General features: G+C 67.7%; 22 protein-coding genes, 2 tRNA genes and 1 pseudogene. 11 read left to right on the forward strand and 14 right to left on the reverse strand.

All coding sequences use genetic code 11. The features are described 5' to 3' along the window. Positions 1-6 precede the first annotated feature (6 nt). The 6 genes and pseudogenes from GA0115254_RS10595 (at position 7) to GA0115254_RS47465 (ending at position 5,967) form a co-directional block, all read left to right on the forward strand. Positions 7-1,407, forward strand: a complete 1,401-nt coding sequence (locus tag GA0115254_RS10595) for an FtsW/RodA/SpoVE family cell cycle protein (RefSeq protein ID WP_093895023.1) — start codon at positions 7-9, stop codon at positions 1,405-1,407. After that, positions 1,404-2,861, forward strand: coding sequence for a penicillin-binding transpeptidase domain-containing protein (locus GA0115254_RS10600; protein WP_093895024.1), 1,458 nt, complete (start codon positions 1,404-1,406; stop codon positions 2,859-2,861). The genes GA0115254_RS10595 and GA0115254_RS10600 overlap by 4 nt, the downstream gene beginning before the upstream one ends. 167 nt (positions 2,862-3,028) lie before the next feature. After that, on the forward strand, positions 3,029-5,011 hold the full coding sequence (gene pknB, locus GA0115254_RS10605; protein ID WP_093895025.1) for a Stk1 family PASTA domain-containing Ser/Thr kinase: 1,983 nt from the start codon (positions 3,029-3,031) through the stop codon (positions 5,009-5,011). Between the two features lie 224 nt (positions 5,012-5,235). After that, positions 5,236-5,562, forward strand: coding sequence for a hypothetical protein (locus GA0115254_RS47455; protein ID WP_370740849.1), 327 nt, complete (start codon positions 5,236-5,238; stop codon positions 5,560-5,562). Continuing rightward, a pseudogene (locus GA0115254_RS47460) lies at positions 5,529-5,624 on the forward strand (restriction endonuclease); the annotation flags it as partial. The gene GA0115254_RS47455 and the pseudogene GA0115254_RS47460, both read left to right, overlap by 34 nt. A 100-nt stretch (positions 5,625-5,724) precedes the next feature. Next, entirely contained in the window at positions 5,725-5,967 is a 243-nt protein-coding gene (locus GA0115254_RS47465) for a hypothetical protein (RefSeq protein WP_370740850.1), read from the forward strand. Here the strand turns inward: GA0115254_RS47465 and GA0115254_RS10615 are convergent. From GA0115254_RS10615 to GA0115254_RS10640, 6 genes are read right to left on the reverse strand one after another with little or no spacing between them, the layout of a single operon-like run. Next, entirely contained in the window at positions 5,964-6,692 is a 729-nt protein-coding gene (locus tag GA0115254_RS10615) for a class E sortase (protein WP_093895026.1), read from the reverse strand. The two genes, GA0115254_RS47465 and GA0115254_RS10615, sit on opposite strands and share 4 nt — an antisense overlap. Before the next feature lie 27 nt (positions 6,693-6,719). Next, a complete protein-coding gene (locus GA0115254_RS10620) occupies positions 6,720-8,096 on the reverse strand; it encodes a class E sortase (protein ID WP_093895027.1) in 1,377 nt (458 codons plus the stop codon). Then, complete coding sequence (locus GA0115254_RS10625; protein WP_093895028.1) at positions 8,093-8,731, reverse strand: aminodeoxychorismate/anthranilate synthase component II; 639 nt, start codon at positions 8,729-8,731, stop codon at positions 8,093-8,095. Before GA0115254_RS10625 ends, GA0115254_RS10620 begins: the two co-directional genes overlap by 4 nt. Then, positions 8,728-8,910 carry a hypothetical protein gene (locus GA0115254_RS10630; RefSeq protein WP_093895029.1) on the reverse strand — a complete coding sequence of 61 codons (183 nt, stop codon included), beginning with the start codon at positions 8,908-8,910 and terminating at the stop codon, positions 8,728-8,730. Before GA0115254_RS10630 ends, GA0115254_RS10625 begins: the two co-directional genes overlap by 4 nt. 56 nt (positions 8,911-8,966) lie before the next feature. Further along, positions 8,967-9,662 carry a class E sortase gene (locus GA0115254_RS10635; RefSeq protein WP_093895030.1) on the reverse strand — a complete coding sequence of 232 codons (696 nt, stop codon included), beginning with the start codon at positions 9,660-9,662 and terminating at the stop codon, positions 8,967-8,969. 26 nt (positions 9,663-9,688) lie between these two features. Next, positions 9,689-10,456, reverse strand: a complete 768-nt coding sequence (locus tag GA0115254_RS10640) for a DUF881 domain-containing protein (protein ID WP_093895031.1) — start codon at positions 10,454-10,456, stop codon at positions 9,689-9,691. Between the two features lie 142 nt (positions 10,457-10,598). On the opposite strand from GA0115254_RS10640, the gene crgA reads away from it, so the two are divergent. Continuing rightward, positions 10,599-10,853, forward strand: a complete 255-nt coding sequence (gene crgA / locus GA0115254_RS10645; protein ID WP_093895032.1) for a cell division protein CrgA — start codon at positions 10,599-10,601, stop codon at positions 10,851-10,853. A gap of 300 nt (positions 10,854-11,153) precedes the next feature. Here the strand turns inward: crgA and GA0115254_RS10650 are convergent, their stop codons facing one another. Next, positions 11,154-12,053 carry a rhomboid family intramembrane serine protease gene (locus tag GA0115254_RS10650; protein WP_093895160.1) on the reverse strand — a complete coding sequence of 300 codons (900 nt, stop codon included), beginning with the start codon at positions 12,051-12,053 and terminating at the stop codon, positions 11,154-11,156. A 154-nt stretch (positions 12,054-12,207) separates the two neighbouring features. After that, the gene (locus tag GA0115254_RS10655) at positions 12,208-12,735 is read right to left on the reverse strand and encodes a peptidylprolyl isomerase (protein WP_093895033.1); all 528 of its coding nucleotides are present in this window, start codon (positions 12,733-12,735) and stop codon (positions 12,208-12,210) included. 429 nt (positions 12,736-13,164) lie between these two features. On the opposite strand from GA0115254_RS10655, the gene GA0115254_RS10660 reads away from it, so the two are divergent. Further along, complete coding sequence (locus GA0115254_RS10660) at positions 13,165-13,899, forward strand: DUF5324 family protein (protein WP_093895161.1); 735 nt, start codon at positions 13,165-13,167, stop codon at positions 13,897-13,899. Between the two features lie 67 nt (positions 13,900-13,966). Here the strand turns inward: GA0115254_RS10660 and GA0115254_RS10665 are convergent. After that, positions 13,967-14,039, reverse strand: a tRNA-Ala gene (locus GA0115254_RS10665). Positions 14,040-14,211: 172 nt separating this feature from the next. On the opposite strand from GA0115254_RS10665, the gene GA0115254_RS10670 reads away from it, so the two are divergent. Continuing rightward, positions 14,212-14,760 carry a helix-turn-helix domain-containing protein gene (locus GA0115254_RS10670; protein ID WP_093895034.1) on the forward strand — a complete coding sequence of 183 codons (549 nt, stop codon included), beginning with the start codon at positions 14,212-14,214 and terminating at the stop codon, positions 14,758-14,760. 83 nt (positions 14,761-14,843) lie between these two features. Continuing rightward, positions 14,844-16,181 carry a serine/threonine protein kinase gene (locus tag GA0115254_RS10675; protein WP_093895035.1) on the forward strand — a complete coding sequence of 446 codons (1,338 nt, stop codon included), beginning with the start codon at positions 14,844-14,846 and terminating at the stop codon, positions 16,179-16,181. Between the two features lie 52 nt (positions 16,182-16,233). On the opposite strand, the gene GA0115254_RS10680 is transcribed toward GA0115254_RS10675, so the two are convergent. The 3 genes from GA0115254_RS10680 to GA0115254_RS45200 all read right to left on the reverse strand — a co-directional run bounded on the left by GA0115254_RS10680 (position 16,234) and on the right by GA0115254_RS45200 (position 19,808). Next, the gene (locus tag GA0115254_RS10680; protein ID WP_093895036.1) at positions 16,234-17,595 is read right to left on the reverse strand and encodes a hypothetical protein; all 1,362 of its coding nucleotides are present in this window, start codon (positions 17,593-17,595) and stop codon (positions 16,234-16,236) included. Continuing rightward, entirely contained in the window at positions 17,595-19,523 is a 1,929-nt protein-coding gene (locus GA0115254_RS10685) for a vWA domain-containing protein (protein ID WP_256102488.1), read from the reverse strand. The genes GA0115254_RS10680 and GA0115254_RS10685 overlap by 1 nt, the downstream gene beginning before the upstream one ends. A gap of 150 nt (positions 19,524-19,673) precedes the next feature. Next, a complete protein-coding gene (locus GA0115254_RS45200; RefSeq protein WP_003958712.1) occupies positions 19,674-19,808 on the reverse strand; it encodes a DLW-39 family protein in 135 nt (44 codons plus the stop codon). A 307-nt stretch (positions 19,809-20,115) separates the two neighbouring features. Between GA0115254_RS45200 and GA0115254_RS10695 the strand changes: the two genes are divergently transcribed. Further along, positions 20,116-20,487 (forward strand): DUF6344 domain-containing protein, encoded by a 372-nt coding sequence (locus GA0115254_RS10695; RefSeq protein ID WP_093895037.1) that lies wholly within the window; start codon positions 20,116-20,118, stop codon positions 20,485-20,487. 457 nt (positions 20,488-20,944) lie between these two features. Here GA0115254_RS10695 and GA0115254_RS10705 read toward each other — a convergent pair. After that, positions 20,945-21,021, reverse strand: a tRNA-Ile gene (locus tag GA0115254_RS10705). Positions 21,022-21,091: 70 nt separating this feature from the next. Next, positions 21,092-21,664: a DUF3566 domain-containing protein gene (locus GA0115254_RS10710; protein WP_093895038.1), complete on the reverse strand. Its 573-nt coding sequence runs from the start codon at positions 21,662-21,664 to the stop codon at positions 21,092-21,094.

Raw genomic sequence — 21,664 nt, forward strand, 5'->3', positions numbered from 1 at the left:
AGCACCATGAGCGTTGTCACCAACACGACCACGATCGGCGCGATCGACGCACCGAGCCGCCGCAACACCGAACTGGTTCTGCTTCTCTTCGCCGTCTTCATCTCGGTGTTCGCTTACGCCAACGTGGGCCTCGCCCTCAATGGCGAACTGCCCTCCGGCATGCTCGGATACGGACTCGGGCTGGCGCTGCTCGGCGGCGTCGGCCACCTCGCCGTCCGCAGGTTCGCCCCGTACGCGGACCCACTGCTGCTGCCGCTGGCGACGCTGTTGAACGGGCTGGGGCTGGCCATCATCTGGCGTCTGGACCAGTCCGAACGGTTTCAGGCAACCCCGAACTTCGCGCCCGCCGCCTCCAAGCAACTGCTTTTCTCCGCAGTGGGCGTCGCGCTGCTGGTCGTCGTTCTGGTGGCCCTCAAGGACCACCGCATTCTCCAGCGCTACACCTACATCTCCATGCTGGTGGCTCTGTTCCTCCTGATCCTTCCGATGTTCTTCCCCGCAGTGAACGGCGCCAAGATCTGGATCAAGATCCCCGGCGTCGGCACAATCCAGCCAGGGGAGTTCGCCAAGATCATCATTGCGGTGTTCTTCGCCGGCTATCTGATGGTCAAGCGCGACGCGCTGGCCCTGGCCAGCCGCCGCTTCATGGGCCTCTACCTGCCGCGAGGCAGGGACCTCGGGCCGATCCTCATGGTCTGGGCCTTCTCGATCCTCATCCTGGTCTTCGAGACCGATCTGGGCTCGTCCCTCCTGTTCTTCGGCATGTTCGTCGTCATGCTGTACGTCGCCACCGAGCGCACCAGCTGGATCGTCTTCGGTCTGCTGATGTCCGCAGCCGGCGCCGTCGGTGTGGCCACATTCGAACCGCACGTCCAGCAGCGTGTCACCGCCTGGCTCGACCCGTTCGCCGGATGGGGCGAACTGGCCGCCAGCGAGCAGATGGCCAAGTCCCTGATGGCCTTCGGCTCCGGCGGCACCCTCGGCACGGGGCTCGGCCAGGGCAATTCCGACCTGATCGGCTTCGCGGCCAACTCCGACTTCATCCTCGCCACCGTCGGTGAGGAGCTCGGCCTCGCCGGGATGATGGCCATCCTTCTCGTCTACGGTCTGATCGTCGAGCGCGGTGTCCGTACCGCGCTCGCTGCTCGCGACCCCTTCGGCAAGCTTCTCGCGATCGGGCTCTCCGGCTCCTTCGCCATTCAGGTCTTCGTCGTTGCCGGCGGTGTCATGGGACTCATTCCGCTGACCGGTATGACCATGCCGTTCGTCGCGGCAGGCGGATCGTCAGTGATCGCCAACTGGGCCCTGATCGGCATCCTGCTCCGTATCAGCGACACCGCGCGCCGCCCCGCGCCGGCCCCAGCCCCATCACCCGATGCTGAGATGACCCAGGTGGTCCGACCGTGAACAAGCCCCTTCGCAGGATCGCGGTCTTTTGCGGGCTGCTCGTCCTCGCTCTCCTGGTCCGCGTCAACTGGCTCCAGTACGTACGTGCCGACGAACTGAACGCGAATGAGCACAACCGCCGCGTCCAGATCGAGCGGTACGCACACGAGCGCGGCAACATCATCGTCGACGGAAACCCCGTCACCGGGTCCGTCGAGACCAAGGGCAGCGACTTCAAGTACAAGAGAGTCTGGAAGAACGGCCCCATGTGGGCCCCCGTGACCGGCTACTCCTCGCAGGCTTTCGACGCATCGCAGTTGGAGAGCATCGAGGACGGAATCCTCACCGGCAACAGCGACCAGCTGTTCTTCAACCGCACGCTGTCCCTCTTCACCGGCGAGAAGAAGACCGGCGGCAACATCGTCACCACCCTCAACGGCGCCGCCCAGAAGGCCGCCTTCAAAGGGCTCGGCGACAAAAAGGGTGCAGTAGCCGCGATCGACCCGCAGACCGGCGCCATCCTGGCCCTCGTCAGCACCCCCTCGTACGATCCCTCGGTCTTCGCGGGCAATTCCCTCAAGGACGCGGATGCCCGGCAGCAGCTCCTGAAGGACAAGGACAAGCCGATGCTCAACCGGGCATTGCGCGAGACCTACCCGCCCGGCTCGACCTTCAAGGTCGTCACCGCCGCCGCGGCCCTGGAGAACGGGCTGTACAAGGGTATCGACGACAAGACGAACTCCCCGCTGCCCTGGCGGCTCCCGCTGACCACCGGCAACCTCGACAACGAGGGCAACATCCCGTGCGAGAACGCCTCGCTGCGGGAAGCACTGCGGTGGTCCTGCAACACCGTCTTCGGCAAGATCAGTGACGATCTCGGCAACCAGAAGATGATCGACGAGGCCAACAAGTTCGGCTTCAACAAGGAGATCTTCACCCCGGTCCGCGCCGACGCCAGCGTCTACCCGAAGGACAACCGCCCGCAGAACGCCATGGCCGGCATCGGCCAGGCGTCCAACCGCGCCACCCCACTGCAGATGGCGATGGTCGCCGCCGCGGTCGCCAACGACGGCAAGCTGATGCAGCCGTACATGGTCGCCGAGCGCAAGGCCCCCAACCTGGACGTGATCTACACCCACGAGAAGGAGCAGCTCAGCCAGCCCCTTTCGGGTGAGAACGCCCAGAAACTCCAGCAGATGATGGAGACCGTCGTCGAGAAGGGCACGGGACAGCGGGCCAAGATCCCCAATGTCACCGTCGGCGGCAAGACCGGTACGGCCCAGCACGGTCTCAACAACAGCGAGAAGCCGTACGCCTGGTTCATCTCGTACGCCAAGACCGACAGCGGCTCCCCGGTCGCCGTCGCCGTGGTCGTCGAGGACGGACAGGCCAACCGCGACGACATCTCCGGTGGCGGTCTGGCCGCCCCGATCGCACAGGCTGTAATGAAGGCGGTCATCGACAGCAAGAAGTGATGCCCGTCACATCGGGTGCCATACCTGCACATTGGGATACCGGTCAGATATCAGGTCCGGACTCCGGGCCGATCAGGTAGTGCGCGGCCGGTAGCGTATGCGCGAGCAGCACACCGCCGGACCGCACACCGGTGCGGTCGGGACTGACGGAGAGGGCTGGAACAGTTATGGAAGAGCCGCGTCGCCTCGGCGGCCGGTACGAGCTGGGCTCGGTGCTCGGCCGTGGTGGCATGGCCGAGGTCTACCTCGCACACGACACCCGGCTCGGCCGCACCGTAGCTGTGAAGACGCTGCGGGCCGATCTGGCCCGCGACCCGTCCTTCCAGGCCCGGTTCCGCCGTGAAGCCCAGTCCGCCGCCTCGCTCAATCATCCGGCGATCGTCGCTGTCTACGACACCGGCGAGGATTACGTCGACGGGGTCTCCATCCCGTACATCGTGATGGAGTACGTCGACGGGTCGACGCTCAGGGAGCTTCTGCACTCCGGCCGCAAGCTGCTGCCCGAGCGCACCCTCGAGATGACCGTCGGCATCCTCCAGGCGCTGGAGTACTCGCACCGCGCAGGCATCGTCCACCGCGACATCAAGCCGGCGAACGTCATGCTGACGCGCACCGGCCAGGTCAAGGTCATGGACTTCGGTATCGCCCGTGCCATGGGCGACTCCGGTATGACGATGACCCAGACCGCCGCCGTCATCGGCACCGCCCAGTACCTCTCCCCGGAACAGGCCAAGGGCGAGCAGGTCGACGCACGCTCCGACCTGTACTCGACCGGCTGCCTGCTCTACGAGCTGCTGACGGTCCGGCCGCCGTTCATCGGGGACTCACCCGTCGCGGTTGCCTACCAGCACGTTCGGGAAGAGCCGCAGAAGCCCAGCAACTTCGACCCCGAGATCACGCCCGAGATGGACGCGATCGTGTTGAAGGCCCTGGTCAAGGACCCCGACTACCGCTACCAGTCGGCCGACGAGATGCGCGCCGACATCGAGGCCTGCCTCGACGGCCGGCCGGTCGCCGCCACCGCGGCGATGGGTGTGCCCGGTTACGGCGGCTACGACGGTTACGGCAACGACCAGCCCACCACCGCGCTGCGCGCCGCGGACCAGAACGGCGCGCCCACGTCCATGCTGCCCCCGGTGAACCCGGACGACGGCGGCTACGGCTACGACGATCGCCCGGACCGTCGCCGCCAGAAGAAGAGCAACGCCTCGACGATCCTGCTGATCGTCGCGGGCATCCTGGTGCTCATCGGCGCGATCTTGATCGGCCGGTCGGTGTTCAGCGACACCAACAACAACAGCGGCAAGGTCGATGTGCCGAACATGGTCGGCTTGACCGTGAAGGAAGCACAGAAACGCGCGGAAACCTCCGACGTCATTCTCAAGGTCGGCTCGCGCGAACCCTGCGAGGAACAGCCCAAGGGCAAGATCTGCAGCCAGGACCCGACCGTCGGCGGCACGATGTCGGAGAAGGACACCGTCACGGTCGTCGTCTCCACCGGCGCGCCGAAGGTCGAGGTCCCGGACGTCGTGGAGAAGACCGAGGCGACCGCCCGTAAGGACCTTGAGGACAAGGGCTTCACGGTGAACGTCACCGCGGTCGAGTCCGACAAGACCGCGGGTACGGTCATCAAGCAGAATCCCGACGGCGGCACGAAGGCCGAGAAGAACTCCGAGGTTACGATCACGGTCGCCAAGCAGGCCACCCAGAAGGTGCCGAACGTGGCCGAACGGGACTACGACGCCGCGGTGGCTCAGCTCAACGGCGTGGGCTTCACCAATATCTCCAGGACCGACGTCGATTCGGACAAGCCTGCGGGCCAGGTGATCAGTCAGACTCCGCCCGCCGACTCGTCGCAGCCGCTGACCGCCCAGATCGTGCTGACGGTCTCGAAGGGCCCGCAGCAGCCGGAGAAGGCCACGGTTCCCGACCTGCAGGGCAAGACCCTCGGGGAGGCGAAGGCCCTGCTGGCCCAGGCAGGTCTGCAGCTCGGCCAGGTGCAGGGACCGAATGGCGACAACGCGACAGTTTTCGCCTACCAGCCCTATGCGGGCCAGCAGGTCGACAAGAACAGCGCGGTCAACGTCCAGACCATGCCGGGCGGTGGAGACGGCAACATCTTCGGCGGCCCGTCCGGCTCACGACGCTGACCCCGAACCGCACCACCCATCGGGCCCCGGTCACCGCAACGGTGACCGGGGCCCTTTGCTGTGTCCGTCGCGATGCCTTCCGCCCGGCATACCGTACATACAGTCGTATACCGATCGTGTCTTCATATGTCCTGAATCGTTGGACCGATGGGGTGACGTGGGGTTCGGACCCCACGTCACCCCAGCTCGCACCAACATCCGAGACGAGCCGAGAGGACACGAACGTGATCAACGACGCAGTGCTGCTGGAGTCAAGGTCTCTGCGCAATGACGTCGCCGACCGGACAGGGGCACTCGACAAGGTCAAGGCGCTCTCACTGCTGCCGGACGGCATGCACGTGACCACGGCGATGGTCGCAGCGTATTTCGAGGTGACCGTGAAGACCTTTGAGTCCGTTATGGAGGACCACAGGGAAGAGCTGGACTCCAACGGCCTCCAGGTTCTGACAGGCACGCGACTGGCCCTCTTCAAGGGGGCCTGTGGAATTCGCGAGAATTCGAGCACCACGTCGCCGCACTGCTCCGCCGCGACGGCTGCACGGACGTCGTAGTGCACGGCGGCCGTGGCGACCGAGGTGTGGATGTCACAGCAGTGACCGCAGACGGCCGCAGCATCGTCGTGCAGTGCAAGAGCTTCGCGCCCTACCGTCCGGTGTGGAGCGGCGAGCTGCAAGAAGTTCCTCGGCGCCTCTTTCGTCCAACACGGGGCCGATGTGGCTCTCTTCGTCGCCACGACCTGGTTCGCACCCGACGCACGCGCCATCGCCGAAACCTACGGCATCACCCTCGTCGACCGCGCTCACCTCGAAAAGTGGAGCGTCGGAGTACCGCTGCCGACCCTGAGGTTGCCATCACCAGGCAGAGAATGGGCCCGAAGTCGCAAAGACTGGTTGCGACTTCGGGCCTTCGCCATCCTAGAACGACTGAGCTCCTCGAAGGAGCTCAGTCACGGCTAACGCAGCTCCGCCGGCTTCGTACGGTCCTTGTCCACCTTCTCCGTCCGCACCAGCTCGCCCCACACGATGTAGCGGTACTTCGACGTGTAGACCGGCGTGCAGGTCGTCAACGTGATGTAGCGACCGGGCTTCTTCGCTCCCGATCCCTTCGGCACCGCCTGCAGCACGTCGACGTTGTACTTCGACGTCTCGGGAAGCTTCTTGAAGACCTTGTAGACGTACCAGGTGTCCTTGGTCTCGAAGACGACCGTGTCACCCTTCTTCACCTTGTCGATGTTGTGGAACTTGGCACCGTGCCCGTCGCGGTGTGCCGCCAGGGTGAAGTTGCCCTTCTTGTCCCAGGGGAGAGCCGACTTCACCGGGTCCGTGTAGTAGCCCGCGATGCCGTCGTTGAGGTTCTCGGTGTCGGTGCCCTTCTTGACCAGCACCTCGCCGTTCTTCATCGACGGGACGTGCAGGAAGCCGATGCCGTCCTTGGTGTCCAGCGCGCCCGGTCCACCCGCCCAGCGGTCGCGGACGGTGTGACCCTGTTTGGTGGCCTCGCGATCGGCGAGCACATTTGTCCACCAGAGGGAGTAGACGACGAAGAGACCCAGCACCAGGCCTGCGGTGATCAGCAGTTCGCCGAAAAGACTGACAGCGGTCGCGACGGGATGGCGGCCGCTGCGCCGCTGCGGCGGCGCGGACTCACCGATTCGCTCTTCGTGCTCGGTCCTCGCTGTCACCGCACCCGTCCCTGTCGTGATGATGTCTCAGCCGACGAGCGCGTCGGGCTTCCCTTTGCTGCGCGGTCGTTCGTCGACCATCTTGCCCCAGACGATCAAACGGTACGTACTCGTGAATTCCGGCGTACAGGTCGTCAGAGTGATGTACCGGCCCGGCCCGGTGAACCCCGAACCGGGCGGCACCGGGCCGATCACCGAGACATTGGACGGCGATGTCTGCGGAAGGGTCTTCGTCGCCTCGTACGTGTAGTACGCATCCTGCGTCTCGACCACGATCAGGTCACCGGGGCGCAGCCGGTTGATGTAGCGGAACGGTTCGCCGTGCGTGTTGCGGTGGCCCGCCAGCGCGAAGTTGCCCTGCTTGGCCGACGGCATCGCGGTGCGGAGCGCGCCCTCGTCGTAGTGGCCGACCATGCCCCGGTCGAGGACCTTCTCCTTGCTGGTGCCCTCGGCGATCGGAGCGACGACATCCAGTTTGGGGATGTGGATGATGGCGAATCCCTGCCCCGCTTCGAACACACCGGGATTGCGGTCGCCCTTCGCCCAGTCGTCCTGGATCTTGTGCGTCTCCTTGCCGGCGTACTGGTCGGCACGCACATTCGTCCACCACAGCTGGTACGTGACGAACAGCAGCATGAGCACGCCGAGGGTGATGAACAGCTCTCCGACGACCCGGCTGGCGACAACGGCCGGGCTGTCCTTGGCCGCGCGCGCCGCACGCCGTGCCTCGACGCGTGACATCGGCTTCGCGGCCGGTGCCGCTGTCTCCGGCTGCGGTTCGGTACGCCGGCGGCCGCGCCCCTTGGCAGCGCGCCGGCGCTCGGCGCGGCCTCCGGTACGTGGTTCCGGATCGGCCGACTCGGGCCCCGTGCCCGGCTCCGCGAAGCTCTCCGCCCCCCGCTCCGGCTCCGGCCCGGAACTCGGCTGCCGGGTCGTCATCGCCTGGTCGACAAGGCGCCGGGTGTCCGCCGTTCGCAGACCGACCGTCTCGTCGTCGCGCGGGAAGGGAGGGGCGACGGGCTGCGCCCGGTGCGTAGGTGCGGGCCTCGGCGCGGGCGTCTGCTGCCCGTACCAGTCCCGTTCGAACCCCTCGGGGTCGTACCACTCCCGCGGAGCCTCCTCGGGCTTCTGTGCCCCCCATGGCGGCTGTTCCTTCACCTGCGGCGGCTGATCCGGCGCCCGGTGCAGCCCCCGCCCCGGCTTCTGCTCCTGCCCCGCCCCCGGCTCCTCGGACGCGATGGTGTCCGCCCGGAACCACGGCGAGGCATGCTGCCCCGGCAGTGGATCGTTCAGCGGATCCGCCAGCTGGTCGACTGCCGCCTCGAACGCGCCCGCGGCCTCGTACGCTCCTTGCTCGTACGGGCCGTCCTGTCCGGCGTCGTGTTCGGGGCGGAGTGCGGTCACGCTACGGCCTTGCCCACCACCGGCGCGAGCCCCGCCGACCTGGCGACAGCTCCTGTGTCGCCGCACTGTGCCAGCCAGTTGGCCAGCATGAGATGGCCGTGCTCGGTCAGCACCGACTCCGGGTGGAACTGCACGCCCTCCACCGCCAGTTCGCGGTGGCGCAGCCCCATGATGATGCCGTCGGCGGTGCGCGCGGTCACCTCCAGCTCCGGCGGAACCGTGTCGGGTTCGGCGGCGAGCGAGTGGTAGCGGGTCGCGGTGAAGGGGGACGGCAGTCCGGTGAAGACCCCGGTGCCCTCATGGGTCACCAGCGAGGTCTTGCCGTGCAGCAGCTCCGGGGCCCGGTCCACCACACCGCCGTACGCCACCGCCATCGACTGCATCCCGAGGCAGACCCCGAAGACCGGAACGCCCGTGGCCGCGCAGTGGCGCACCATCTCGACGCAGACACCTGCCTGCTCCGGGGTGCCGGGGCCGGGTGACAGCAGCACGCCGTCGAAACCGTCCTGGGCGTGTGCCGTGGTCACCTCGTCGTTGCGCAGCACTTCGCACTCGGCGCCGAGCTGGTAGAGGTACTGGACGAGGTTGAAGACGAAGCTGTCGTAGTTGTCCACGACCAGGATGCGGGCACTCACTGGCCTGCCCCCGATCCGGTCGAACCGTCCACCGTCACGTCGCCGAACGGAAGCAGCGGCTCCGCCCATGGGAAGACGTACTGGAAAAGCGCGTAGACGACAGCCAGCGCCAGCACGAGCGAGATGAGCGCACGCACCCATGCATTGCCCGGCAGGTGCCGCCAGATCCAGCCGTACATGCTGTCCCCTCCATTCGGTACGGGACCAGACTAAAGGGCCGGGGCAGGAGCGTGGGTCAGCTGTGGAAAGCTGCCGGCTTGCCGTCGGTCACAGGCTGGGTCGCATCGAGGTGCGCCCAGGCGATCAGCCGGTGACTGCTGCCCCATTCGGGGTCGCAGGTGGTCAGCGTCAGATACCGGCCCGGGCCGGCGAAGCCGGACTTGCGGGGGACGGGGTCGATGACCCCGATGTCGCTCGGTACCGTCCGGTAGGGCTTCTTGTCGATGCGGTACGTGAACCACGTCGTCCCGTCCGTCAGCACCACCGCGTCTCCCTGGCGCAGCTTCGGGAAGTTCTTGAACGGGTCCCCGTATGTGCGACGGTGTCCGGCCACCGCGAAATTGCCCCTCGCGCCGAGGCGGGCGGTCCCGGCGTAGTGGCCGAGCCCCTTCTGCAGGGTCCTGACCTCGGTGTTCTCCAGGACGGGCCACTCCCAGCCCTTGCCGAAGCGGGGTATGTACAGCACCGCGAACGGCTTGCCGTCCCGGTACGCCGCGGGAGCGGGAGGCGCCGCCGTCGGGGATGTGTGCGGCGCGGGTGCGGACACCGTTCCCTGCGCCCACCGGTCGCGCAGGGTGTCGATCTGCCCCTCGGTCGCGTCGGCGGCCTTCACTCCGGTCCAGAAAAGCACGTACGCCACAAAGAGCACGATCAGGGCGCCGACGGTGATGCAGAGTTCGCTGAACGTCCTCACGACCAGTCGCACCGACACCTCGTGGGCCTCCCCACAGCTGCTCGCTACTTCACCGGCTCCGCATAGTGGAGATCCACTGTGCCCGAGTAGCCGGGAAGAGTCACCGCCTTGTGCTCATCGACTTTCCAGCCGAGTCCGTACGCCTTCACATACAGCAGGTAGTTGCTGACTGCCGGGGAGCTGTCGAGAGCCTGCTTGAGCTCGGCCGGGTCACCGACTGCGGTGATCTTGTACGGCGGGGAGTAGACCCGGCCCTGGAGGATCAGGGTGTTGCCGACGCAGCGCACGGCGCTGGTGGAGATCAGCCGCTGGTCCATGACCTGGATGCCCCGTGCGCCACCCTGCCAGAGGGCGTTGACGACGGCCTGCAGGTCCTGCTGGTGAATGACCAGGTCATTGGGTTGCGGATCGGGGTAGCCGGGGTTGGCGGTGGCGTTGGGCGGGGCGTCGTCGAGCGTGACGGCCACGGACCGGCCGGTGAGCTTTGTGGTGCCCGTGGCCCGCTCCAGCTCCTTGAGCCGGGCGTCCTCCGCCTTGGTGCTGCCGTCGTCGCGCCGGACGAGGGTGTCGATGTCCTCGCGCACGGATGCGTTGGTCTCGTCCAGCTGGGCGTTCTTTCCGCTGCGCTGCTGGATGAGGTCGGAGAGCTTCAGCAGCGAGGAGTCGGTGCGGATATTGGTGCCCTTGGCCGTGTTGGCGCTGGTGACGAAGATCAGTCCGGCGAGGGCGAAGACTGCAGCGGTGAGCACCCTGACCGGGTGCCGGAAGGTGCGCCGGACCGGTCCTTGGGGGGAGTCGGCAGAATTGCTCAACGTACCCTTATCTCCTTCGGCGCCGCGGAAGCACTACGCTAACGGACGCCCGGGGGAGGCAGCATTCCCCCCTCGCGCCCTGCCCCGGCGCCAGCCACAGTTCCCTGCGCGGTCACGCAGCGCATCGACAGGAGAGTTCCTCGTGCCGAAGTCACGTATCCGCAAGAAGGCCGACTTCACGCCCCCTCCGGCGAAGCAGGCAACCAACCTCAAGCTGACCAGCCGGAGCTGGGTGGCGCCGGTGATGCTGGCGCTGTTCCTGATCGGTCTGGCCTGGATCGTCGTTTTCTATGTGACCGACGGCGATCTGCCGATCCAGTCGCTGGGGAACTGGAACATCGTCGTCGGCTTCGGCTTCATCGCCGGCGGCTTCGGTGTCTCCACGCAGTGGAAGTAGCACCGCAGGGCACGTGACCCCACAGCAGAGCCCCGTCCTGCAACCCTTGCCCCGAGTTACCCACAACGTTATCCACAGCCGGGGGAAAAGGTCAGACGATCTGTGGATAACTCCCTGGCTGTTGACGCCGATGTGACTGCAGCCTCCCCCATCGGGGGATGGCACGCCCCTTGTCCCTGCTGGAAAAACCCAGCTCAGCGACAAGGGGCACAGTTGTTCCCACAGAATGCACAAGATCCGGCACGCGCTGTGGACAACTGGCCGGGGGAACGCCCAGGGGACGCCAGGGATGGCGTCCGCTCAGGTCAGCGCGGCCGTTCTGGCGACGACGACGGCGACCACAGCCACCAGGACCAGGGCACAGGTGCCGTACTGCACCAGTGCGCGCCGCTCGCGGGGTGCGTGCACCATGCCGATCGCGATCAGCGTGCCCGCGATCAGACCGCCGACATGTGCCTGCCAGGCGATTCCGCCCCAGGGGTTGAAGGTGACGACCAGGTTCACCGCGAGAAGCACGAAGACCGGGCGCATGTCGTAGTTCAGGCGGCGCATGAGCACGGCGGTGGCGCCCAGCAGGCCGAAGATGGCCCCGGAGGCGCCGAGCGAGGGCTGATTCGGTGCGGCGAGCCAGTAGGTGAGAGCACTGCCCGCCAGGCCGGAGAGCAGATAGAGCGCGAGGTAGCGGGCGCGGCCGAGCGCCGCCTCCAAGGGGCCGCCGAGCCACCACAGTCCCAGCATGTTGAACGCGATGTGCCACACCTCCTGGTGCAGGAACATCGACGTCACCAGCCGGTACCACTGGCCCTCCGCAACACCCTCCGGCGGGCCGCCGTAGTAGAGGTTGGCCCGGCCGAACAGCGTCAGGTCCTGGAGCAGCGACCCCTTCACGTGCACCACGATGAACACGGCGACATTGAGAGCGAGCAGGATCTTGGTGACGAGCCGGGGGTCGGCCGTGACGGGGGCGCCGGCGACCGTGCGCGGCCGGGCGGCGCCCGGGCCGTGTCCCGTACCGGCTCCCTGGCGGGCGCAGTCCGGGCACTGGAAGCCGACCGAGGCGTTGACCATGCACTCGGGGCAGATCGGACGGTCGCAGCGGGTGCAGCGGATGTACGTCCCACGACCGGGGTGGCGATAGCAGCTGAGCGAGCCGTCCGCGGCGGCGGACCGGTCCTGGTCTCCCGGCGGCTGCTGGTCCATCGGTGCCATCGCTTCCCGGTCCCCTCGGTGCTCGTCGTGGCGGCAGCACGCACAACGCAGCCCTGCTCGTCCGCTATGTAACAAGTACGGACGAGCAGGGCGATTGGTTCCCGAAAAGAGAATCAGAACGTGATCATTCGATGACCACCGGTGATCATCGGTTCTCGATGACGACGGCCTCGATCACGACGTCCTGCAGCGGGCGGTCGGTGCGGGCGTTGGTCTTGGTGGCCGCGATGGCGTCCACGACCTTCTGGCTGGCGGGGTCGACGACCTCGCCGAAGATGGTGTGCTTACCGGTCAGCCAGGCAGTCGGCGAAACCGTCACGAAGAACTGCGAGCCGTTGGTGCCCGGGCCGGCGTTGGCCATGGCCAGCAGGTACGGCTTGTTGAAGCTGAGGTCGGGGTGGAACTCGTCACCGAACTCGTACCCCGGGCCACCGGTGCCGTTGCCCAGCGGGTCACCGCCCTGGATCATGAAGCCGCTGATGACGCGGTGGAAGACGGTGCCGTCGTACAGCCTGTCCGTGGACTTCTTGCCGGTCTCGGGATGCGTCCACTCACGCTCACCCTTGGCGAGCTCGACGAAGTTCTTGACCGTCTTGGGCGCGTGGTTCGGCAGAAGCCGGATCTCGATGTCGCCCTGATTGGTCTTCAAGGTGGCGTAAAGCTGCTCAGCCACGATCTGCCTTCCGTAAGTCTTCAGTGACGTTCACCGATCCTCGCACGGACCGTGCGCTCCGGCGCCCGGCCGCCACCACCAACGCACTTCACTCACCTTCTTGCCCGATTCCGCCACCTTCCTGCCCGATTCCGCGCCCTGTGCGCCGAGGCCGTTCTCACCCCGCCCGCCTGCGGCTTCCCCGAAACCCTCACGTGCCGCTCCCCGCAGGAACAAATGCGGCCAAGTGCGTGACGAACCGGCGCGGGCTGAACCGAACCGTGGCATTGTCGTCGGCAAGCTCCCCTTGCACCGCATTGCCCGAAGGCGGCACCGATGACCTGAATAACCCGGATGCCTGCCCCACATGCCATACAGGCCCCCGGCAGGCATGATCTCGAAATGGGTGGAAAGGCGGAGTATCTACCCGCCACCAAGGAGGAGGATCCCGTGACCCGCATCGACAGCGTGCGCGCCGCAACCGACTCGGCGAAGGACAGCGTGCAGCACGCCGCGGAAGTGGTGGCGCCCTACGCCGACACGGCCAAGGACCAGGCCGCACATCTTGCGTACGAGGCCCGCACGCGGCTCGCGCCGAAGGTGTCGAAGGCAGCCCAGCAGGCCCGCGTCCAATACGACGCGCATCTCGCACCACGTCTCGAACTGGCACGCGCTCACGTACCGCCCAGGGTCGACGAGGCCGCCCAGCGCGCCGCGCACCGCACCCGCCGGGCCGCCCGTACCGCCGCGGACTACACCGTGCCGCGCGTCGGGCACGCGATGGCCGTCGCCCAGCCCATGGCCGAGGAGGCCTCGGCCCGCAGCGCCGCCGCGCTGGCCGCGCTGCGCAGTCAGGTCACTGCGAAGGAGATCAAGCAGCTGGCCAGAAAGCACGAGCGGCGGGCGAAGGCCGGACGGCTGCTCAAGGGGTTCGTCGTGGTCGGCATCGTGGCGGGCGGCGCCTACGCCGCCTGGAGGTGGTGGGACAAGCAGGCCAACCCGGACTGGCTGGTCGAACCACCCGCTCCCACGGAGGTCTCCGACCGCGCGCCCCTGTCCTCGGTCGACGGCAGCGGTCCGAGCTCGCTCGACCCGGAGGTCCAGGCCAAACAGTCCGACGCGGAGAACAAGGGCACGGACGGCCCGGAAGGTGTGGACGGCACCGATCTCGACGACCGCCGCTGAACAGCCCCCTGCACGACGAACGGGCGCCGGAAGACCTGAGATCTTCCGGCGCCCGTTCTGTCACCTGTGGAGCCTAGGAGATTCGAACTCCTGACATCTGCCTTGCAAAGGCAGCGCTCTACCAACTGAGCTAAGGCCCCGAAAAAGCGGACAGCACCGGACGCTTCAACGTCTCGGCGACCGCCGCAGACCAGAGTACCGGGTACCCCCCGGAATCTTGCAAAAAAGATGGGGACTCCCGGTCGGCGACCACTCTCCGTAAGATGCTCGACGAGGTTCGCAGCAGCGAAGCCGCAGCGAAGGGGAGACGCCATGGATGCAGCTCAGCAAGAGGCAACAGCAAGAGCCAGGGAGCTTCAGCGCAGCTGGTACGGAGAACCTCTCGGGGCGCTCTTCCGCCGGCTGATCGATGATCTCGGCCTGAATCAGGCCAGGCTCGCCGCGGTCCTCGGGCTGTCCGCCCCCATGCTCTCCCAGCTGATGAGCGGTCAGCGGGCGAAGATCGGCAATCCCGCAGTCGTCCAGCGTGTCCAGGCACTCCAGGAACTGGCCGGCCAGGTCGCCGACGGCAGCGTCAGCGCGGGAGAGGCCACCGACCGCATGGAAGAGATCAAGAAGTCCCAGGGCGGCTCCGTCCTCACCGGCACCAGCCAGACCTCCAACACCGGCGGCGCTCCGACCGTCCGGCGCGTGGTGCGTGAGATCCAGTCGCTGCTGCGGTCGGTCGCGGCCGCCGGTGACATCATCGATGCCGCCGACTCCCTCGCCCCGACCCACCCGGAACTGGCAGAGTTCCTCAAGGTGTACGGCGCAGGGCGCACCGCGGACGCGGTGGCGCACTACGAGGGACACCAGAGCTGAGGGCCTGTCCTTTCATGCCCTAGAGCACTACCCCCGAGAGCCGGGCACGAGCCGAAACAGGAACTGGGAGCGGGCGCAGCGCAATGGGTGAGGTCTTCGCCGGTCGGTACGAACTGATCGATCCGATCGGACGTGGTGGGGTCGGCGCCGTCTGGCGCGCCTGGGACCACCGGCGCCGCCGTTATGTGGCGGCCAAGGTCCTCCAGCAGAGCGACGCACACACGCTGCTGCGCTTCGTCCGCGAGCAGGCGCTGCGGATCGAGCATCCGCATGTGCTCGCCCCGGCCAGCTGGGCCGCGGACGACGACAAGGTCCTGTTCACCATGGATCTGGTGAGCGGCGGTTCGCTGGCACATGTCATCGGCGACTACGGACCGCTGCCTCCTCGTTTCGTCTGCACGCTGCTCGACCAACTGTTGTCCGGACTGTCGACGGTGCACGCGGAGGGCGTCGTGCACCGGGACATCAAACCCGCCAACATCCTGATGGAGGCCACCGGCACCGGACGACCGCACCTGCGACTGTCCGACTTCGGTATCTCCATGCGCAAGGGTGAGCCGCGGCTCACCGAGACCAACTACGTGGTGGGCACGCCCGGTTACTTCGCGCCCGAACAGATGATGGGCGCGGAACCCGATTTCCCCGCGGACCTCTTCGCGGTCGGACTGGTCGCGCTGTATCTGCTGCAGGGGAAGAAGCCGGACGCGCGGGCCCTCGTCGAGCACTTCGCCTCGTACGGCACTCCCAGCGCCCCGGAGGGGATTCCCGAGCCGTTGTGGCAGGTGCTCGCGGGCCTGCTGCAGCCGGATCCCCAGGCCAGGTTCCGTACGGCCACGGGCGCGCGCAAGGCGTTGACGGCCGCGGTCGACATGCTGCCCGAGCCCGGCGTCGACGACGAGCCGGTGGAGGTCTTCGACCAACTCGGTCCGCTGCCCGCAGGCTTCGGCCCCGCCGGACCGATCGCGGCACCCGGAACAGCCTCACAGGACGCTCAGCCCGCACAGACGGACCAGTCCGCCCAGCAGCCCTACACCCAGCCGCCGCCGGTCCCGATGTCGGAGACGGGCAGCTTCCACCTCCCACCGCCTCCCCAGCAGCCCACACCGCTGCCCCATACAGCGCAGCCGGCCATGCCCCCCACACCCATCCCGGCGCACACGGCGTCGCCCTTCCCCGCGCCGGATCTTTCGCAGGCCCCCACGGCCGCGGTGCAGCACGAAGCGGCTCTCACCCGCGCGTACACCGCCGGGCAGTCGCAGGTTCCCGCTCCCGGAGCAGGAGTTTCCCCGCACCCCTCGGCCGCTGTTCCCGCGCACGCACCGCAGAAGCGTCCGGGGCCGCCCCCGAAGGTGGCGGTCCCGGTCCTGCTGGTGGCGCTGATCTGTTTCGCCGTGGGCATCTGGGCGCTGACCCAGAGCTGAACACGGCCGGGCCGGAGCCTCTGCCGTACGCGGCGGCAGCCGGGGTCCCCGGCTACCAGGCCTGCGGCGGCCCTCCGTGGGGCGGTTGCCCGCCCCCTCCCGCAATCGGACTGCTCGAACCGATCGGTGCCGCCGGCGCGACCGCACGGCGCCGTGCCAGCAGCGTCCACACACCCAGCCCGAGCACCAGCACCGCACCCACGCCGATCCCGGCCACGCCGACCATCCTCATGATGTCGCTCTCGGCCGCCTCGGGACCGCTCTGGCCGCTCCTCGCCATGTCCTTGTCGTCCTGCGTGACCGAGAAGATCCCGGCATCCCCCTTGTACGGCGACTTCCCCGCCGTCCCCTCGACCTTGATCCTGAGGGTCAGCGGAATCGCCTTGTCGCCGTACGACTTCGCGACCTGTGGGCTGAGGGACACCGACAGGTAGTACCAGCCGGCGAACCGCATGGCGCTGTCGCTGCTCGTGGAGTCGTAGCGGTTCTCGTACGCCACCGGAGGCAGTGGATCCATCGACACGGACGCGGGCTTGCCGGAGTACGACAGCGGCGACGCATCGTCGACATGGCCGTGCGCCGGATTGTCCAGGGACATCGCGAGCGCGTTGCCGATGTATTCGTCCGAGGCGTTGTTGTTGCTCAGGTCGGCCGTGGCGAAGATCTGCTGGCCCCAGTCCACCGGCACCCGGTAGAAGCGGGTCTGCCCGGGTGCGATGCTGTCGTGCCACTCGCCGGTTTCCAGGCTGGTCGCGTCGTAGTAGCTGGTGCCGCCCGACCGCCTCTGCGGAGCTGTGGTGGGCGGCGCGGGCGACGCCGACGGCCAGTTCTCCGGTGCCTGGGTCGGCACCGAACCGCCCGCTTCCAGCTGCGGCTCCGACTCGTACCGCAGTTCCAGGTCCCACTCATCGGAAGCCGAGGTGGCCTTGCTCTCCCGCTCGATCAGGACGTTGTACGTTCCGGCTTTCTGACAGGTGCTGTTGTCCTTCTGCGTGATCCGGTAGGCGTACGCCGCGATCGGACGCGGAAACTCCGCCGACTCGAACCGTGCGTCCTCCGAGCTGCACTGCAGGTCGGCGTTGTCCCTGATGCTGACCTTGATGCCGTCCCCGTAGGCGACCTGGCCGCCGCCCTTGGGCACGGCCACCGCCGAGACGTACGCGTTCGTCCTGTCGTCGAGGTCCAGACGGTAGTAGAGCTTCTCGCCGCGCTTGATCGAGCTCTTGTGGACCGATCCGGGCGTGAGCGCCGACGCCTCGGTGCTGACCTCCGCGCCGCTGACCTTCTTCGCCCCGGGATCGAAGGTGTACGCAGCACTCTCCCCGTCCGCGTACGCCTGCCCCGGCAGCGCCGCCGCCACGCACGTCGCCGCGACCATGGCCAGCGCCACCCGGCCCCTGTTGCGCTGCCTCATCACGCGCTTCCCCTCGTCGTCTGTGTGGCCCGCCTGCGACGCCCGCGTACGGACACGAGCCCCGCGATCACCACCACCACGGCGCCCGCTCCGGCAGCGGCCGCAATGCCGGTCCATCCTGCCCCGCCCGTACCACCGCTGTCTTCGGCACCACTCGAATTGCCGTTCTTGTCCGCCTTCTTGGCCAGGGCAGGAGCATGGTGTTCGGGGCCGGCCAGCTCGTCGCCGAGCACCGACACCCGCAGCACCACACCGATCTGCGGGTTCTCCGCGATATCGGCGGCCCTCGCCCCCAGCGTCACCGAGATGTAGAAGTCACCCCCGGCGTGTACGGGCTGGACGTCGGAGCGGTACTCATAGCGGTTGGTCCAGGCGACCGGCACCCCGCCCATCCTGATCGCCGACGGGCGACCGTTGTACCTCGCCGTCGAGGTGAACTCGCCGCCTCCGGTGAGCGGGAAACGAGCGGGGGTGAACAGCTGGGTCGCCCCGTACGAGTACGTGGAAGTACCGCGCTCCACCGTAGGCTCGTTCGCGAACTCCACGTCGTAGCGCACCTGCTGCCCCCAGCCGGCCGGGACCTTGTACCAGAGGGTCTGCGACGGAAGGATCCGGTCGCGCCACACGCCCCGGCCGAGCTCCTCGGCGTCGTTGAAGCCGGTACCGCCCCGCACATCGTGGGGGTCGCCGGTGGGCAGCGCGGCGTCCTTGCCGCCCTTGCCGTACCCCGGCTGCGACTGGGCGGGCGTGACGCCCTTCTTCAGCGCCGCCTCCACCCCGTAAAGGAGCTCGAGCGGCCAACGTGCGGCGTCGGAGCCCTTCTTGCTCTCCCGCTCCACCACCAGCCAGTAGCGGCCCGCCCGGTCGCAGGCGTGGTTGCCCTCCTCCGCGGGGATACGGGCGACCGCCGAGGTCAGCGGGGTCGCGCCCTCCTTCTGGTAGAAGTGCGCGGTGTCCGTCCCGCAGGAACTGGCGGTGCCGTACACGATGCCGGTGCGCAGTGCGTCGAAGGTGTCGACGGCCGCCCCGGGCTGCGGCACCGCCGTCGCCGAGAAGTCCACCGTCGAAGCGGCGTCCAGGTCGACGGCGTAGTACCGCTTCTCACCGGGGCCGATGGTGTCCAGATACTGCCCCGGTACGAGCACGGGTGCCGCCGCACCCGTCGCCGTACCCTCGACCCGCTCGCCCCGGAACCGGTAGCCGTCCGCGGAGAGTTGCGACGCCCGCTGCAACTGCCGGGCCAGCGCCTCGGCATCTGGTGCGTCGTAGTAGCGGCCGTTGCCGGCCGCCGCGATGCATTCGAGCTGTTCGCGGGCCGCGCCCTTCACCTGGAAGCCGACCGTGTCGATCCGCAGACCGACCCCCTCCTTGCCGAGCCGCTCGGCGACCTCGCAGGGCTGCGGCGTACCGCAGTTGTACTCGCCGTCGGAGATCAGCAGGATCGTGCGCGTGCCGATGGCACCGCCCGCGGGCCGCGGAAGGTCCTCGACGGCCTTCTGCAACGACAGCCCGATGGGAGTGTCGCCCTTGGGCTGTACGGCCGCCACAGCCCGTTTCACGGCTTCCCGGTCGAGCCTCTGCACCGGCTGTACGAGCGTGGTGTCCGTGCAGCCCCGGGGACGGTCCGCGCCGTACACCCGCAGTCCGGTCGGATATCCGTCGGGAAGGCCGTCGACGACGGTGCCCACGGCCGTACGGGCGCTCTCCATCCGGGTACGCCCCGTACCGTCGTCGTCCCCCATGGATCCGGACGAGTCGAGCACCATGACCAGGCTGCTGCCCGAGCCGGGCGGGAGTGTCTCCGAAGTGGCGGGTGCACCGCCCGGTACTGCCGCGGCCGGCAACGCGCCCGCCACCAGGGCGAGCAGCGCCCCTCCGATCCATGCCCCCGCAGTTGCGGTACGGCGGTGGTCGTCCCGTGCCCTCACCCGTGCCCCCTCGACCGAAAGTCCGGCTGTTTTGCTCTCGCAACCTATTGATTTGCTTAGGTGAACTCAAGGGCACAGGTGTCACGGTCCCGCAACAGCACGAAGCCCCGGCCGCTCAGCGACCGGGGCCCGCAATCAGGCTGTTCTGTCTCACACACCCGAACCTGCGGGCACGGAGTCAGTCGCCTCCGTCCACAGATCCTGCTCGGCGCGATCCGCCTGGATCTGGCGGTACACGAGGAGCCCGCCGATGGCGGCCAGTGCGACCAGGAGAAGCTTCTTCACCGCGCGACCTCGTCTTTCCTTGACGTAGGGGACTTCTGCCGCCCGACTATACACACCGGCCGATATCGATCGGTGACCTACCTGCGGCCCAACTGGCGTCCAGGGAAAAGCGATCATCCAAGGATCGCTCCGGCGGGAGGACCTGGCCACGCCGATCGCCCCGCACAAGCCCGTCAAGGCCAGTTGAACCATACGAGTGGTGTTCATCTGAAGATCGGCGGATCGGTGGCGTCGGTCCATGAAATCGCGGGCCACATCCACATCATCGGAAAGGTAAGCAAACCGGACTACCCGAAAGCGAGGGGCCATGAGCACCGTCAAGGCCAAGAACATCTGGACCGCCTTCGTCACCGCCTTCTTCGCACTCCTCGCCGCACTGGGGCTCATGAGCACCCCGGCGGCGGCCACGGAGCCGAGCACCACGGAGCCGACCACCACGAACCAGGAGCACACGGGTGCGACCGCGGCAACCGCGACCACCCCGTCGGTGCGATGGACCCTTCCGCGTGACAGGGCGCTGCCACCCACGATGAAGCAGCGCATCCGCGCCGAGGCACACGGCTCCTCACCCGCCACCCGGCATCTGTCCACAGAAACGACGGACGCCATGGAGACCAGGAACACCGCCCGCGCCGACCACGGAGCCCCGGCGGGGGACGCATCCCTCCTCCCACCATGAGAGCCACGCCACTGACACACACAGCCCCTGGACCGGTTCGCTCCGGACGGGGGCTTCTTCATGTGCTCAGCCCCTGCACTGCCCCCGTCAGCGCGGGAGCACGGCACATCTCCGTGCCGCACCGGGCCCCGGGCCCGGGAGGAACGCCGGACGCGGCAAGACCTGGAGCGAAAGATCGCGGGAGAAGGCTGGAGTCAGGAACCGGACAAGGATCCGATCTCCTCCTCCGAGAGAGGCGGCCTGATCGATCCCGCCGGCTTCTCCCGCAGTTTCAACGCCCTGGTGAAACGATCCCGAGTGCGCCGGATCACGGTACGGCTCGCTCAGCACACCTGCGGCACCTTGCCGGCCTTCCTGAAGGTGCACCCCAAGGTCGCGCTGGAAGATCTACTCATCGGCTGATGCCGGCCGGAGATGCCAAAGACCCCCAACCAGGATCGGTTGGGGGTCTTTGAACTGGTGGGGCTAACAGGATTTGAACCTGTGGCCTCATCCTTATCAGGGATGCGCTCTAACCAACTGAGCTATAGCCCCGCCGCGCTGTGCGCTGACTTCTGAAGATTAGCGCACGTCGGGGCCAGTCCCAAAATCGATACCCGGCGCCCTACTCGTCCTCGGCCAGCGTGAGCTCGATACCGCCCACGAAGCCCGCCGACAAGTTGTAGATGAAGGAGCCCAGCGTCGCCAGCGCGGTCGCCAGGACCACATCGATCACAGCGATGACCGAGGTGAAGATGAGGACCCGCGGCAGCGACAGGAACGACTGAAGATCGAAGCCGTTGTTCTCGTTCGATCCGGTGGCCTCGCTGATCGTGCCGCCCACGGTGGAGAAGACGCCCATCGCGTCCATGACCATCCACAGCACCGCGGCCGCCACCACCGTGCAGATACCGAGCGCGATGGAGAGCAGGAAGCTGACCTTCATCACCGACCACGGGTCGGCCTTGGCCACCCGCAGGCGTGCCTTACGGATACGCGGAGTGGTCCGCGCCCCTGTCCGCGGCCGTCGGGCCGCCTGCGCGGCGGCGGCGCCCTGCGTCCCGCCCGCGGGCGAGGGGTACGCCTGCGGCGGGTGATACGGCCCGCTCGCCTGGCCCGGTGCGGGCTCGCGCTCACCGGGCAACGGCCCGGTCGCGTAACCCTCGTACTGGGGCTGAGGCCCCCGAGTATCCGTCAC

This window comes from Streptomyces sp. Ncost-T10-10d, from assembly GCF_900091955.1.
Classification (GTDB): Bacteria; Actinomycetota; Actinomycetes; order Streptomycetales; family Streptomycetaceae; genus Streptomyces.